Raw genomic sequence first — 13,365 nt, 5'->3', positions numbered from 1 at the left:
TGCCCTGCCCGACCCACCCGAGAGGAAGACCATGAGGATCAGACTGGTGTTGTGCGGATGCGTGGCCGCGCTGAGCGTGAGCACGACCGCGGTCGCGGCGGTGCCCCTGCCCGACGGGCCGGGGGCCGCGGCGGCGGGCGGCGCGGGGGCGGTCCGTGCCGGGACGTTCGGCGCGGGGGCGGTCGGCGCGGGCGCGTCGGCCGGTTTCGACACCGAGCGGCTGGGTGCCGCGATGGACGCCGTGCACGAGGCGGGGATGCCGGGCGTGTACGGCGAGGTGCGCGGCGAGGGCCGGGTGTGGCGCGGCGCCTCGGGGGTCGCCGACCTCGCGACGGGCCGTCCCGTCACACCGGACATGCGCCAGCGCGTCGGCAGCATCACCAAGACGTTCACCGCCGCCGCGGTCATGCGGCAGGTCGAGCGGGGGCGGATCGAGCTCGACGCGCCGATCGGCCGCTACCTGCCGGAGCTGGTGCCGGGCGAGCGCGGCAGGCGGATCACGGTGCGGATGCTGCTGAACCACACCAGCGGCATCCCCGACTACATCCCGTACGCGTTTCCGTCCCTCCAGGGCTTCCCGACGGATCCGGACGTCTCGGCCCGGAGCCTGGAGGACAACCGGTTCCGGCAGTTCCGTCCCGCCGAGCTGATCGAGATGGGGCTCTCGGCGCCTCCCGCCGGGGAGCCGGGGGCGCGGCCGGGCGTGTACTCCAACACCAACTACGAGATCCTCGGGCAGCTCCTGGAGCGCGTCACGGGCATGGGCGCCGAGGAGTACATCACGCGCGACGTCATCCTGCGCGCCGGGCTGCGGCACACCGCGTTCCCGGACGGGCCGCGCATCAAGGGGCCGCATCCGCGGATGTACGAGGGGCTGTGGGGGCTGCTCGATCCGCCGCGCGACTACAGCGTCTACAACATGTCCTGGGTCACCATGGGGGCCGGTCTGGTGTCCACCATGGGTGATCTGAACCGCTTCTACGCCGCGCTGCTCGACGGGCGGATCGTCAGCCCGTCGTCGCTGGCGGAGATGAAGCGCACGCTCCCGGTGCAGGCCCTGGACGGCTCGGTGATCGAGTACGGCCTCGGCCTGCACAAGGTCGTCACCCCGTGCGGCACCTTCTGGGGCCACGACGGCTCGGCGTGGGGGGCCGGGACGGTGTCCCTGACGCGGGCCGACGGCGGGCGGCAGATGTCCGTCGCGGTGAATCTCGCGCGGTGGCGCGCTCCGGGCGCGGCCGGGCACGACCCGATCGACGCCGCTCTGACGGCGCTGTACGACGAGGCGATGTGCGGCGACGGCGTCGCCGGGGCCGGGAAGGGCGGTTCGTCGCGGGGTGCGGCTGACGTCCTGCTCCCGGCCGGCGTGGTGGGCTCGCGTCCGCCGTCCCCCGTCGGCGGTGCGGTCCGGGAGGACTAGGGCCTGTCTCTCGGATCAGCCCGACTCCGTGGCGCGGTGTCTTTGCCTGTGGGTGAGCGGGGCGTGGTGCGTGCGGATGCAAGGCGGAGGAGGGAGCCATTGCGGTGGGGGCATCTCCCAGCGGTAGCTGGGGGACACTGGCGACCGACGACAACGCCGCAGACGTGCGGGCCAGGCCCCGCGGCCCCGGGAAGATCCGAAAGACAGCCCCCTAGCCGCCGAACCGGACGTACACGGAGCGGCAGGCGCGGATGACGTGGCCGCGCAGGCGGGTGGCGGCGGACGGCTCCCGTCCGGCGTCGCCCGCGCCGTCCGGGGGCTGGGCGGGCGCGTCGTGGCGGCGGGTGAGGAGCTGGGCGTTGGCTTCGAGGACCTGGATCATATGGCGGCGGCGGCGCAGTTCGGCCGCGTCGAGCCGGGACATCCCGATCCGTAGGGACGAGCCGAACGCCGACACCATCGAGCACGCGGACGCGCCCGCAAGGAGGAGCCACAGCGTGGTGTCCACAGAGGTGTTCCTTTCGTAGTACCGCAGGGGGGGTGGGGCCGGCTGCCCGGTGCGCGGGCGCGGGGCCCGCGCGCGGGTGTGTGCCCTCCTCGCGGCGGCGGCGCGGGCCCGGTGGGCGCCCGGACGGCCGCCCGCCCGGTGGGGCGGTGGCGGACCGTCCGCGGTCCGGTGGTTCCGTCCGTGGACCGGAGCACGGTGGTTGCGTCCGTGGACCGGGGTCCGGTGGTCGGCCGTGCCCGGGGCCGGAGGGTCCGGTCCGTGGGGCGGTGGGGCGGTCCGGCCCTTGGCCGGTGGGCCTCGGGGCCGGTCGCCACCGGTGCCCCGGGCCGTGACGCCGCCGCGGGGAGGGGTGCCGGTTTCTCGGGGGTGCGGTTCAGAGAAGGCGCTTGCCCGGGGGTGTCTGCCGGGGCAGGTGGGTCCCCAGGGGCTGCGCGGCCGTACGGCCGGGGCGGGCCGCCGGGCGCTGGACGCGGCGGCCGCGCGTGGGCCTGCGGGGCGGCCGGGTGAGGGTGATGAGGCGGACCAGCTGGTGGAAGCAGGCCAGGGACGCCACGGTCGGCAGGGCCGCCGCGGCCGTGTCGGTGAGGGTGCGGGGGGCCTGGGCGACGCAGAGCAACATCGCGGTGAAGGAGAACAGCAGGACGACGACCCAGGAGTGCACGGCCCGCCGCTGGTGGACGGCGGCCCGCAGGATGGACAGGGACGCCACCAGCCACGGCCCGTAGACCAGCAGCGGCCACCAGTTGACCACGTCGGCGGAGGTGCGGGGCTCGGCGATGTCGCGCAGCGGGTCGTACGCGATGACGCCGCCGAAGACGCTCACCATGGAGACGAGGACGGCGGCGACGGCGGCGATGGAGTAGCTGACCGTCGGGACCCAGCCGATGGAGCCGCGGCGGGTCTTGCGGTGGCCGGGGCCGGCGGTGCGGCGGACCGGGGGCAGGTCGGCGGTGATCTGCGTGAGTCCGGCGAGGTGGTCGTGGTCGTGGGGGTAGTCGGTGTCGTCCGGGGGGTGGACCACGGGCGGGTGGACCACCGGAGGCGGGGTGTTCCGCTCGGCCTTGATGGCGTCCTGGAGGAGGGAGGCCAGTTCCTCCGCGGGGTCCCAGGAGGAGTCCAGCAGGCCGCCGGGGCCGCCGTATCCGGCGAGGTCGTCCGGCGGGACAGTGGGGACGTCGGGTGGCAGCGACGCCCAGGCCTGGGTGCCGGTGCGGTCGTGGAAGCCGTAGGGGGTGCCGTAGGAATCCCCGGCGCCGTAGTCACGCATGCTGGTGCTGCCCTGCCTGCTTCCCGGCCATCATGGCCACTCTGCCGGGTGACAGTTCGGCGTTCTTCCACGAACATGAGAAATCCCGCTCGATTCGCTCCATCGTGCTGACGAATTCCGCCAGAACGGGGGCGGACCAGGTGAGCGGGATCGACTGGCCGGTGCCCAGGAGTTTTCCGTTGGCGCCCCCTGAGAGGGTCGACGCGGGAATGAAGACGAAGTCGCCCATGGCCACGGAACTGTGCGCCCAGCCGGGGACTCTGGCGCGACCGGAGGGGTAGCTGTCGGTGAGCGTTGCTGCCATATCCCGCCTAACGCAACCCTCATCGCCTGGATGCGCGGCATCCGGGTGACGGAGGCACTCCATTCGTGTGAAGCACTGGCGTTTTATCAGTTCTGCACCACGGGAACAGGCTTGCCCGACTCCGACAACCCCCGGCAAATCGCCCACCATTCGGCGTTGATCATATCCTTCGCGCGGAATTCCGTGTGAAGCCGCGCGGTAGATGCCCGGCGCCGGCTCCCCACTGGCCGGCACCCTGTCCGCCGACCGTCACCCCGACCGCCGGCCTCGCCCGCCCCTCCGGCCGCACAGGGCCTGCCCGCCACACCTGCCTCTGGGTCACACCGGCTCCCGCGCGCCACATCCCTCCCCGCCGGTCACGAGGCGACCGCGCTCCCCCGGGCGTCACACGAGCAGCCCGCGCCCCGCAGGACACCCCCGGCCCCTCTCCACCGGGCGGCCTGCCACAGCGCCCGCTCCCAGGGAGCGCCCCCACTCCCTCGCGCCGCCTTCGCCCAGGCGGCAAGGCGCCACGCGTACAGCCTTGACGCCGCCGGACCGCGGCCACTGGCCCACGGCCACGATCAAGCTCGGAGTGCCCTACGGCAGGGGCAACCGGCGGCCCCCCGCACGGCCTCCCGTCGGCGAATCCGGCGACCCGTCCGACCGGTACAGCGGTGTCACGGCAGGCGGAGCCGGCCGGATGCGGCGCCCCGTCGGCCGCGCGTGGACGGGCCGCCGACGCGGGCGAGGGATGGGTCCGAGCCAAGCCGAGCGATTGGCATGGACCTGCCATCCCGAAGTCGCTACTCTCTGCCGTACGCCGCTTGAGAGCGCTCTCAGTACGGCTTCCCGGGCGGCTGCTCCCCCACACACCGATCCCTGTCAGTGATGACGGAAGGGAACCCCCGTGAGACGTACGACGTTCGTGGGCACCGCGCTCACCTCCGCGCTGCTCCTGGCCACGGCGACCCTCGGCCTCTCCCCCGCCTCGGCCGCATCCGCCTCCGGCTCCCCGGCCCCGGCCTCCTCCGCTCCCGTGTCCGTGCGGGCCGACGCCGCGCTCTCGCCGGGGCTGCTCACCGCCATGGGCCGTGACCTCGGCCTGACGGAGGCGCAGGCCGCGGCCCGCCTCCGCGCGGAGGCCGCGGCGCGCGGAGTCGAAGCACCGGCCCGGAAGGCGGCGGGCGCCGCCTACGGCGGCTCGTGGTTCGAGGCCGGTTCGGGCCGGCTCACCGTCGCGGTGACGGACGCGGCCAAGCGGTCCGCCGTCGAGGCCGCCGGCGCCGACACGGTCCTCGTACGCCACAGCGCCCGGCAGCTGGACGCCGCGAAGGCACGCGTCGACCGGCTCCCGGCGCCGTCCGGCGTGGTGAGCTGGCATGTCGACCCGGAGGCGAACGCGGTCGCCGTCAACGTCGTCGCCGACCGCCGCGACGACCCGGCCGTGCGGGCCTTCGTGGCGCGCGCCCGCCAGGCGGCTCCCGTGACCGTGCGGACCACCGGCGACGTGCCGCGCACCTTCGCCGCGGGCACGGTCGGCGGGGACCCCTACTACACGGGCAACGTCCGCTGCTCCATAGGTTTCTCGGTGCACGGCGGCTTCGTCACGGCCGGCCACTGCGGCAGGCAGGGCGCGGCCGTGTACGGCTGGGACCGCAGCTACATCGGCACGTTCCAGGGCTCGTCGTTCCCGGACAACGACTACGCGTGGGTGAGCGTCGGCAGCGGCTGGTGGACCGTGCCGGTGGTCCTCGGCTGGGGCACGGTCCCCGACCAGCTGGTGCGCGGCTCGGCCGAGGCGCCGATCGGCGCGTCCGTGTGCCGCTCCGGGTCCACGACCCGCTGGCACTGCGGTGTCGTCCTCGCCAAGAACGAGACCGTCAACTACAGCCAGGGCCCGGTGCACCAGATGACCAAGACGAGCGTGTGCGCCGAGCCGGGTGACTCCGGCGGCTCGTTCATCAGCGGCGACCAGGCCCAGGGCGTCACCTCCGGCGGCTGGGGCAACTGCTCCGGCGGCGGCCAGACCTGGCACCAGCCGGTCAACGAGATCCTCAACCGCTACGGGCTCCGCCTCCACACCGCCTGACAGCGGTACGGCGCCGGGGCCCGGCTCCCCCGGGCCACGGCGCCGCACGCCCCGCACGGCTCCGGGGCACGGCGGCCCCGTACGGCTCCGGGCGCCACGCACACGGGGCAGGGGGGCGCGGCGGGTCGGGAGCCGGGGTGCCCTGCCCCGCCCGCGTACCGGCTCCGACCTGCCGGGCGCCAGCTCCAAGGGGTGCACACCCTCCCCGTGCGCCCCGCCCATGTGGCGGTCCGCCGCGCCCCCGGTACGCCCGCCGGACCCCGCGCCACGCGGGGCCGCACCCCGCCTTCCCGTCCCGTTCCGGTCCCCCTCCTGGCCGGGACGGGGTCGGAAGGCGGGGCTTCGCCCTGTTTTGCGACGGCGCACGGTGGTACCCGCGAGCCCGACACGCAATCCGGCGGGCCCCGTTTCGGCGGGGGTCCGCAGCCGAAGGAGGAGTGGCTTATGACTGATGCCGGTCGGGTTCGGCAATCGGGCGAGGTGGCGAAGGAACAGGCCTCGGCCACGGCCTCTCGCGCCGGTCAGGCGGGCCGCGAAGTGGCCGGAAGCGCCGCCGAGCAGGCGAAGGCGGTGGCCGGCGAGGCCCGCCAGCAGGTGGGCAGCGCGGTCCGGGACCTCCGCAGCCGCGTGCGCGAGGAGGGCCAGGGCCAGACGGAGCGGCTCGCCGGGACCGTACGGCAGTGGGCGGACGACCTCGAGAGCATGGCGAGCAACGCACCGGGCGACTCCCCGGCCCGCGGTCTCGTCTCCCAGGTCGCGGACGGCGGACGCCGGGCCGCCGACTATCTCGACCAGCGCGGCATCGACGGCCTCATGGGCGAGCTGCAGGACTTCGCGCGCCGCAAGCCGGGCGCCTTCCTCGGCGGAGCGGTGCTGGCGGGCCTGGTGGCCGGCCGGCTGATGAAGGCCGGCAAGGCCGTGTCCTCCGGTGGGGACACGGGTTCCGCCGACGGCGACGTCCGCCAGACGGCGACGGACACCGGTGAGCCGGTCCTGCCGCCGGGCGCACCGCCGCGCACGGAGCTGCCGGAGTACCCGGAATACCCGCGGGTGGTGTGACATGGCGACGTTGTACTCGCGGACCCGCGGCGGCGCTCACACCCCGCCGTCCGACGAGGTGAGGTCGGCGGACCGCTCGGCCGGTGAGCTGCTGGCCGCGGTGACGGCCGACGTGCAGCATCTGCTCCGGCAGGAGGTCCGGCTGGCCAAGGCCGAGATCCAGGAGGAGGCGACGAAGGCCGGCAAGGCGGCCGGGATGTTCGGCGGCGCCGGCTTCGCCGGTTACATGGTGGCCCTGTTCCTGTCGCTGGCGGCCGTGTTCGGGCTGGCCAACGTGATGGACGCGGGCTGGGCCGCGCTGATCGTCACCGCCGTGTGGGCGGTGATCGCGGGCGTGCTGTTCATGCTCGGCCGGTCCCGCATGCGGGAGGTGTCGCCGAAGCCGGAGCGCACGATCGAGACGCTGAAGGAGGACGCACAGTGGGCACGTCACCCGACCAAGTGAGGGCCGACATCGAGGCGACCCGCAACCGCCTGTCGCAGAACGTGGACAGGCTGGCCGACCGGACCAGTCCGAAGCGGATGATGCGCAGGCGCACCGACCGGGCGCGCTCGGCCGCGTCGGGCCTGCGGGCCCGGGTCATGGGCGTCGCCTCGGACACCGGCGGAGCGGCGGCGGACCGCACCCGCCACGCGGCGCACTCCGCGCAGGAGAGCGCCGGGCACGTCGGCGAGGCCGTGAAGCACGCGCCCGAGCGGGCGATGCGGCAGACGCAGGGCAATCCGCTGGCGGCCGGCGTGATCGCGTTCGGCGCGGGCATGCTCGCCGGTTCGCTGCTGCCCGAGTCGAAGTCGGAGCAGCAGGCGGTGAGCCGGGTGTCCGACCGGGCCGGCGAGATGATCGAGCCGGTCAAGGCGGCGGCGGTGGAGTCGGCGCAGCGGCTGAAGGACGAGGCCGCGCAGACGGCCCGGCAGACGGCCACGCAGGTCAAGGACACCGCGGCGGAGGCCGCCCGCACCACCGGCGAGCAGGCCCGCGAGCAGGCCACGCACCTCAAGGAGCAGGCGCGCGAGTCCGGTCAGCAGGTCGCGGGCGAGGTGCGCGGCGGGCAGCAGGGCCAGGGCTCCGGTGACACGCCGGGTTCCGGCTCCTCGCCGGGTTCCGTCTAGCCGAGCCGCGCTGTGAACGGCCGCGCCGGGCCGGTCCGGATTCCGGGCCGGCCCGGCGCCATCCCGTAGGCATCCCTCAGGCGTCCCCCGGGCGCCCCGTACGGCATCCCCCGGACGTCCCGTACGCCGCCCCCGGGACATCCCGTACGGCATTCCTACGGCGTACTGCGAGGAGGAGCCCATGGACCGCGACGCGCGTACGCGACACGACGGCCCCGCGCCCGACGACCACGGACCGGGGACGGGCGAGGCGGCGCGGGGGCCCGCCCAGCTGCCGGGCCGCTCCTACGGGTCCGTCCTGAAGCGGACCGTCAAGGAGTTCAAGCAGGACAACCTGACCGACTGGGCCGCGGCGCTCACCTACTACGGGGTGCTGTCGATCTTCCCCGCCCTGCTGGCCCTGCTGTCCATCCTCGGGCTGATGGGGACATCCACGATCCGGCCGCTCATCGACAACGTGGGGCAGCTGGCGCCGGGCGCCGCACGGGACATGCTCACCAGCGTGCTGGAGCAGCTGGAGGGCAGCCAGGGGAAGGCCGGGCTGGCCCTGGCCGTCGGTCTGGCGGTCGCCCTGTGGTCCGCGTCCGGGTACGTGGCGGCGTTCATGCGGGCGTCCAACGCCGTGTACGACATCGGGGAGGGCCGCCCGGTGTGGAAGACGCTACCGGTACGGCTGGGCGTCACGCTCGTCGTGGTGGTCCTGCTGGCGCTGATCGCCGTCGGCGTGGTCTTCACCGGCGGCCTCGCGCGGCGCACCGGGGAGGTCCTAGGCGTCGGCGAGACGGCGGTGACGGTCTGGAACATCGCCAAGTGGCCCGTGATGGTCGTCCTGTTCAGCCTGATCATCGCCCTGCTGTACTGGGCGGCCCCCAATGTGCGGCGCGGCTTCCGCTGGGTGCTTCCGGGCGGGCTGCTCGCCATCCTCCTCTGGATGGTGGCGTCGGCGCTGTTCGCCCTGTACGTGGCGAACTTCTCCAGCTACGACAAGACGTACGGCAGCCTGGCCGCCGTGATCGTGTTCCTGGTCTGGCTGTGGATCTCCAACATCGCGATCCTTCTCGGCCTGGAGTTCAACGCGGAGCTGGAGCGGGAGCGGGCCATCGAAGCGGGGCATCCGCCGAAGGCCGAGCCGTATGTCGAACCACGGGACACCCGGAAGCTCTGAGTGCGGGACGGGTGGTGGCCGGAGGCACCGCCTCCGGCCACCCGTCCGTCCGTCGGCGGTCAGCCCGTGGCGCAGGCCGCGCCGCCGAGGGTGAACGCCGCCGGGGCGGTGTTGGCGGAGCCCCGGGCGCCGGTGAAGCCGAGGGTGACCGCGCCGCCCGCCGGGACGGTGGACGTGTAGGAGGCGGGGGTGACGCTCACGGCGGCACCCTCCTGGACGGCGGTGCCGCCCCACATGTGGCCGATCGTCTGGCCGTCGGGGAAGGCGAAGCGGAGGGTCCAGCCGCCGAGCGCGGTGGTGCCGGTGTTCCGCAGGGTGATCTCGCCCTGGAAGCCGCCGGGCCATTCGTTGACCACGCGGTACGCGACCGAGCACCCCGCTGCGGGTGTGCCGCCGTCGCCGGTGGTGACGGTCGCGGTGGCGGAGCGCGCGGAGCGGTTGCCGGCGGCGTCGCGGGCGTACACGGCGAAGGTGTACGCCGTGCCGGGGGCGAGTCCGGTCACGGTGGCCGACGGCGTGGTGGAGGAGGCGACGCGGCTCTCCGTGCCGCCGGTGACGCGGACGACCTCGTAGCCGGTGACGCCGGTGTCGTCGGTGGCGGCGGGCCAGGTCAGGGTGACCGACGTGGCGGTGACGGCCGAGGCGACGGGGGTGCCGGGCGCGGTGGGCGGCCGGGTGTCACCGGGTGTTCCGCCGCCGAAGACGGTGGCCTCGCGGGAGGTGTCGGCGATGCCGTGGACACCGTGGAAGATCCGCTGCCCCCAGCCGCTGAGCCGACCCGGGTCGAACGCGGTCGCCAAGTCGAGGACGGGGTCGGTGTTGCCGCTCCACGACCAGGCGAGGTAGCCGAGGCGGAGCCGTTCGGCGGCGGCGAGCATGGTGTCCTCGTCCGGGTCGCCCCACTGGTCGGGCGGCCCGCCGAACTCCCCGATGACCAGCGGCAGTCCGGCGTCGACGAAGGCCTCCAAATAGTCGGTGATCTCGGCCGCGGTGTCGAAGACGCTGTACATGTGGATCGAGAAGAGGAGGTTGCCGGTCGGGTCGGCCTCGTACACGGAGAGGGCGTTGGCGCGCATGACGCCCTGCCAGTCCTGGCCCCAGTTGGGCGCGTCGATCATGAGGGTGTGCGCGAGGCCGGCGGCGCGGAGCTTCTTGACGGCGGCGATGGTCGGGGCGGTCCATCCGGCGGGGTCGGTGTTGCCCCAGGGCTCGTTGCCGATGTTGACGATGACGTAGTCCTCCTGGCCCGCGAGGACGTCCTTGAGGCCGATCCAGTAGTCGGCGGCCTGGTCGAGGGTGGCGGCGGCGGGCTCCTCGCCGTAGCCGGTCGTGTCGTGCACCTCCAGGACGCAGATCATCCGGTTGGTCTTGCACCGGTCGATGACGGCGGCCACGTCGGCGGGGCCGTTGCGGGTCCAGCGGTGGCCGTTGGAGAGGACGACGCGGACGGTGTTGGCGCCGAGCGCCTTGATGTCGGCGAACGAGCGGGTCTGGCCGGGATACCAGGTGTGGGCGTGGTTGACGCCCCGCATGACGAAGTCGTTGCCGTTGCCCTCGACCAGTCGGCCGCCCTCGATGTGGAGTCCGGCGGCGGTGGCGGCTCGCGGCCGGTCGACGGCGCCGGGCGGGGCCGCGGCGTCCGGGGCGGCGTGGGCCGCGGCCGGGACGCCGGGGGCGAGGAGGACGAGCAGCCCGACGAGGGCGGCGAGCAGGGCGCGCGGGGACCTTCGGGTTGGGGCGGTTCGTACGGTTCTCACAAGCGGCTCCAGGGGTGAGACGCGGGGAAACAGACGATGGGAGCGCTCCCACTCAACCGACATGCCGCGTACGCGTCAACACCTGGCGCACCGGCCGCTCCCCCGCCCCGCCTCCGCCCGGCGCGTGAGCCGTGTCTCACCGGGCCCGGCCGGGCTTGTCTATGCAACTAGTTGCATAGCAGGATCGCGGTATGGCGCTCGAACACGCGATCCTCGTCTCCCTGCTGGAGAAACCCGGCTCCGGTTATGAGCTCGCCCGGCGGTTCGAGCGGTCCATCGGCTACTTCTGGACCGCCACCCACCAGCAGATCTACCGCGTGCTCAAGCGCATGGAGGCCGACGGCTGGGTGGAGGCGCGGGGCGTGCCGCAGCGGACGCGCCCGGACAAGAAGGAGTACTCGGTCGCCGACGAGGGCCGCAGGGCGCTGTCCCGGTGGCTGCACGACCCGATCGAGCCCGAGAGCGTCCGCCACGACCTGGCCGTGAAGATCCGGGGCGCGGCCTTCGACGACCCGGCGGCGCTGATCCGGGAGGTCGAGCGGCACCAGGGCATGCACCGGGACCGGCTCGCCCACTATCTGGCGGGCGAGCGGCGCGACTTCGGCGACGCCCCGGACGACGCTCCCGGTCCGCCGGACGCCGGGCGGGAGCTCCAGCACGCGGTGCTGCGGGGCGGCATCGCGTACGAGCGCATGATGATCGACTGGCTGGACGACGTACTGGCGACCCTCCACCGGCTGGGCGCCGCCCGCTAGCCCCGACGGCGGCGCCCGCGGCCGGCCACCGCACCCGGCACGCTGCACGCGCCTCCCCGGCGCCCACCGCGCACACCGCGTCCGGCGCCCCTGGCCGGATGCCGCCCCCGGCCCGCACGCCACCACAAGCCTCACGAACACACCCACACCCGCCACCCCCGAACCGGAAAGGTGAACCGGCATGGCCGACTCCCTGCTGTTCAACCCCCGCACCTACGACCCGGCGCACTTCGACCCCGAGACGCGCAGGCTGCTGCGCGCCACCGTCGACTGGTTCGAGGAGCGCGGCAAGCGCAGGCTGATCGAGGACTACCGGTCCCGCGCCTGGCTGGCGGACTTCCTCGCCTTCGCGGCGAAGGAGCGGCTGTTCGCGACGTTCCTCACGCCCGCGTCCGACGCCGGCGGCCAGGCCGGCAAGCGCTGGGACACGGCCCGGATCGCGGCGCTCAACGAGATCTTCGGCTTCTACGGACTCGACTACTGGTACGCGTGGCAGGTCACCATCCTGGGCCTGGGCCCGGTCTGGCAGAGCGGCAACGCCGAGGCCCGCGCGCGTGCCGCCGAACTCCTCGACCAGGGCGAGGTGTTCGCCTTCGGCCTCTCCGAGAAGACCCACGGCGCGGACATCTACTCGACCGACATGCTGCTGGAGCCGGACGGCGAGGGCGGCTTCCGCGCGACCGGCTCCAAGTACTACATCGGCAACGGCAACGCCGCCGGACTCGTCTCCGTCTTCGGCCGCCGCACGGACGTCGAGGGCCCCGAGGGTTACGTCTTCTTCGCCGCCGACAGCCGCCACCCGGCGTACCACCTGGTGAAGAACGTCGTCGACTCGTCGAAGTACGTCAGCGAGTTCCGCCTCGACGGCTACCCGGTGCGCGCCGAGGACGTCCTGCACACGGGCCGCGCCGCGTTCGACGCCGCGCTCAACACCGTCAACGTCGGCAAGTTCAACCTGTGCACGGCGTCCATCGGCATCTGCGAGCACGCGATGTACGAGGCCGTCACCCACGCGCACAACCGCGTCCTGTACGGCCGCCCCGTCACCGCGTTCCCGCACGTGCGGCGCGAGCTGACCGACGCGTACGTCCGCCTGGTCGGCATGAAGCTGTTCAGCGACCGCGCCGTCGACTACTTCCGCTCCGCGGGCCCGGACGACCGCCGCTACCTCCTCTTCAACCCCATGACGAAGATGAAGGTCACCACCGAGGGCGAGAAGGTCATCGACCTCATGTGGGACGTCATCGCCGCCAAGGGCTTCGAGAAGGACACCTACTTCGCGCAGGCCGCCGTGGAGATCCGCAGCCTGCCGAAGCTGGAGGGCACCGTCCACGTCAACCTGGCGCTGATCCTCAAGTTCATGCGCAACCACCTGCTCGCCCCGGTGGACTACGCGCCCGTCCCGACGCGACTGGACGCCGCCGACGACGCGTTCCTGTTCCGCCAGGGGCCCGCGCGCGGTCTGGGCGCGATCCGCTTCCACGACTGGCGGCCCGCGTTCGACGCGTACGCGCACCTGCCGAACATCGGCCGCTTCCGGGAGCAGGCGGACGCCCTGTGCGCGTTCGTCACGACTGCGGCGCCGGACGAGGAGCAGAGCCGCGACCTGGACCTGCTGCTCGCCGTCGGCCAGCTGTTCGCGCTGGTGGTGCACGCCCAGCTGATCCTGGAGCAGGCCGCGCTGAAGGGCCTGGACGAGGACGTGCTGGACGAGCTGTTCGCGGTGCTCGTACGGGACTTCTCCGCGTACGCGGTGGAGCTGCACGGCAAGGACTCGGCCACGGACGCGCAGCAGCGCTGGGCGCTGGACGCGGTGCGCCGCCCGGTCGTGGACGAGGCCCGCTCGGCCCGCGTGTGGGAGCGCGTCGAGGCGCTGTCCGGCGCGTACGAGATGGCGCAGTAGGACACCCGGGACGCCGCAGGACGCGTCCCGCGCGAGGAGGCGAGGG

General features: G+C 73.8%; 12 protein-coding genes. 8 read left to right on the top strand and 4 right to left on the bottom strand.

Translation table 11 applies throughout. The features are described 5' to 3' along the window. Positions 1 to 31: 31 nt before the first annotated feature. Positions 32 to 1,420: a serine hydrolase domain-containing protein gene (locus ACSUPT_RS27170; protein WP_436945905.1), complete on the top strand. Its 1,389-nt coding sequence runs from the start codon at positions 32 to 34 to the stop codon at positions 1,418 to 1,420. Between the two features lie 211 nt (positions 1,421 to 1,631). Here ACSUPT_RS27170 and ACSUPT_RS27165 read toward each other — a convergent pair whose 3' ends face one another. The 3 genes from ACSUPT_RS27165 to ACSUPT_RS27155 all read right to left on the bottom strand — a co-directional run bounded on the left by ACSUPT_RS27165 (position 1,632) and on the right by ACSUPT_RS27155 (position 3,424). Beyond that, on the bottom strand, positions 1,632 to 1,928 hold the full coding sequence (locus tag ACSUPT_RS27165; protein ID WP_351964110.1) for a hypothetical protein: 297 nt from the start codon (positions 1,926 to 1,928) through the stop codon (positions 1,632 to 1,634). A gap of 373 nt (positions 1,929 to 2,301) precedes the next feature. Continuing rightward, positions 2,302 to 3,195, bottom strand: coding sequence for a DUF2637 domain-containing protein (locus tag ACSUPT_RS27160; RefSeq protein WP_361663922.1), 894 nt, complete (start codon positions 3,193 to 3,195; stop codon positions 2,302 to 2,304). Next, positions 3,188 to 3,424 (bottom strand): hypothetical protein, encoded by a 237-nt coding sequence (locus ACSUPT_RS27155; protein ID WP_351964108.1) that lies wholly within the window; start codon positions 3,422 to 3,424, stop codon positions 3,188 to 3,190. Before ACSUPT_RS27155 ends, ACSUPT_RS27160 begins: the two co-directional genes overlap by 8 nt. Positions 3,425 to 4,388: 964 nt before the next feature. Here ACSUPT_RS27155 and ACSUPT_RS27150 point away from each other — a divergent pair. From ACSUPT_RS27150 to ACSUPT_RS27130, 5 genes are all read left to right on the top strand, one after another. Further along, positions 4,389 to 5,570 carry a S1 family peptidase gene (locus ACSUPT_RS27150; RefSeq protein WP_436945903.1) on the top strand — a complete coding sequence of 394 codons (1,182 nt, stop codon included), beginning with the start codon at positions 4,389 to 4,391 and terminating at the stop codon, positions 5,568 to 5,570. Between the two features lie 537 nt (positions 5,571 to 6,107). Beyond that, on the top strand, positions 6,108 to 6,629 hold the full coding sequence (locus ACSUPT_RS27145; protein ID WP_351964106.1) for a hypothetical protein: 522 nt from the start codon (positions 6,108 to 6,110) through the stop codon (positions 6,627 to 6,629). Position 6,630: 1 nt separating this feature from the next. Further along, positions 6,631 to 7,074, top strand: a complete 444-nt coding sequence (locus ACSUPT_RS27140) for a phage holin family protein (RefSeq protein ID WP_351964105.1) — start codon at positions 6,631 to 6,633, stop codon at positions 7,072 to 7,074. Beyond that, complete coding sequence (locus ACSUPT_RS27135; RefSeq protein ID WP_351964104.1) at positions 7,050 to 7,739, top strand: DUF3618 domain-containing protein; 690 nt, start codon at positions 7,050 to 7,052, stop codon at positions 7,737 to 7,739. The genes ACSUPT_RS27140 and ACSUPT_RS27135 overlap by 25 nt, the downstream gene beginning before the upstream one ends. Before the next feature lie 181 nt (positions 7,740 to 7,920). Continuing rightward, positions 7,921 to 8,904, top strand: coding sequence for a YihY/virulence factor BrkB family protein (locus ACSUPT_RS27130; protein ID WP_436945900.1), 984 nt, complete (start codon positions 7,921 to 7,923; stop codon positions 8,902 to 8,904). A gap of 59 nt (positions 8,905 to 8,963) precedes the next feature. Here ACSUPT_RS27130 and ACSUPT_RS27125 read toward each other — a convergent pair whose 3' ends face one another. Continuing rightward, on the bottom strand, positions 8,964 to 10,661 hold the full coding sequence (locus tag ACSUPT_RS27125; RefSeq protein ID WP_436945899.1) for a cellulase family glycosylhydrolase: 1,698 nt from the start codon (positions 10,659 to 10,661) through the stop codon (positions 8,964 to 8,966). 191 nt (positions 10,662 to 10,852) lie between these two features. Between ACSUPT_RS27125 and ACSUPT_RS27120 the strand changes: the two genes are divergently transcribed. Both ACSUPT_RS27120 and ACSUPT_RS27115 read left to right on the top strand, forming a co-directional pair. After that, entirely contained in the window at positions 10,853 to 11,416 is a 564-nt protein-coding gene (locus tag ACSUPT_RS27120) for a PadR family transcriptional regulator (protein ID WP_351964101.1), read from the top strand. 181 nt (positions 11,417 to 11,597) lie between these two features. Further along, entirely contained in the window at positions 11,598 to 13,319 is a 1,722-nt protein-coding gene (locus ACSUPT_RS27115; RefSeq protein WP_403505350.1) for an acyl-CoA dehydrogenase family protein, read from the top strand. Positions 13,320 to 13,365: the final 46 nt, after the last annotated feature.

Origin of the sequence: Streptomyces sp. SudanB25_2051 (assembly GCF_964272635.1) — a bacterium.
In the GTDB taxonomy this organism is placed as follows: Bacteria; Actinomycetota; Actinomycetes; order Streptomycetales; family Streptomycetaceae; genus Streptomyces.
The sequence above is the reverse complement of the archived record's forward strand: the minus strand, read 5'-3'. Positions and strand labels throughout refer to the sequence as shown.

What these genes read in the sequence shown, in the direction of transcription:
- ACSUPT_RS27160 (WP_361663922.1), bottom strand. Translation starts at nt 3,195, where the DNA reads ATGCGTGACTACGGCGCCGGGGATTCCTACGGCACCCCCTACGGCTTC.
- ACSUPT_RS27130 (WP_436945900.1), top strand. Translation starts at nt 7,921, where the DNA reads ATGGACCGCGACGCGCGTACGCGACACGACGGCCCCGCGCCCGACGAC.
- ACSUPT_RS27170 (WP_436945905.1), top strand. Translation starts at nt 32, where the DNA reads ATGAGGATCAGACTGGTGTTGTGCGGATGCGTGGCCGCGCTGAGCGTG.
- ACSUPT_RS27115 (WP_403505350.1), top strand. Translation starts at nt 11,598, where the DNA reads ATGGCCGACTCCCTGCTGTTCAACCCCCGCACCTACGACCCGGCGCAC.
- ACSUPT_RS27120 (WP_351964101.1), top strand. Translation starts at nt 10,853, where the DNA reads ATGGCGCTCGAACACGCGATCCTCGTCTCCCTGCTGGAGAAACCCGGC.
- ACSUPT_RS27155 (WP_351964108.1), bottom strand. Translation starts at nt 3,424, where the DNA reads ATGGGCGACTTCGTCTTCATTCCCGCGTCGACCCTCTCAGGGGGCGCC.
- ACSUPT_RS27140 (WP_351964105.1), top strand. Translation starts at nt 6,631, where the DNA reads ATGGCGACGTTGTACTCGCGGACCCGCGGCGGCGCTCACACCCCGCCG.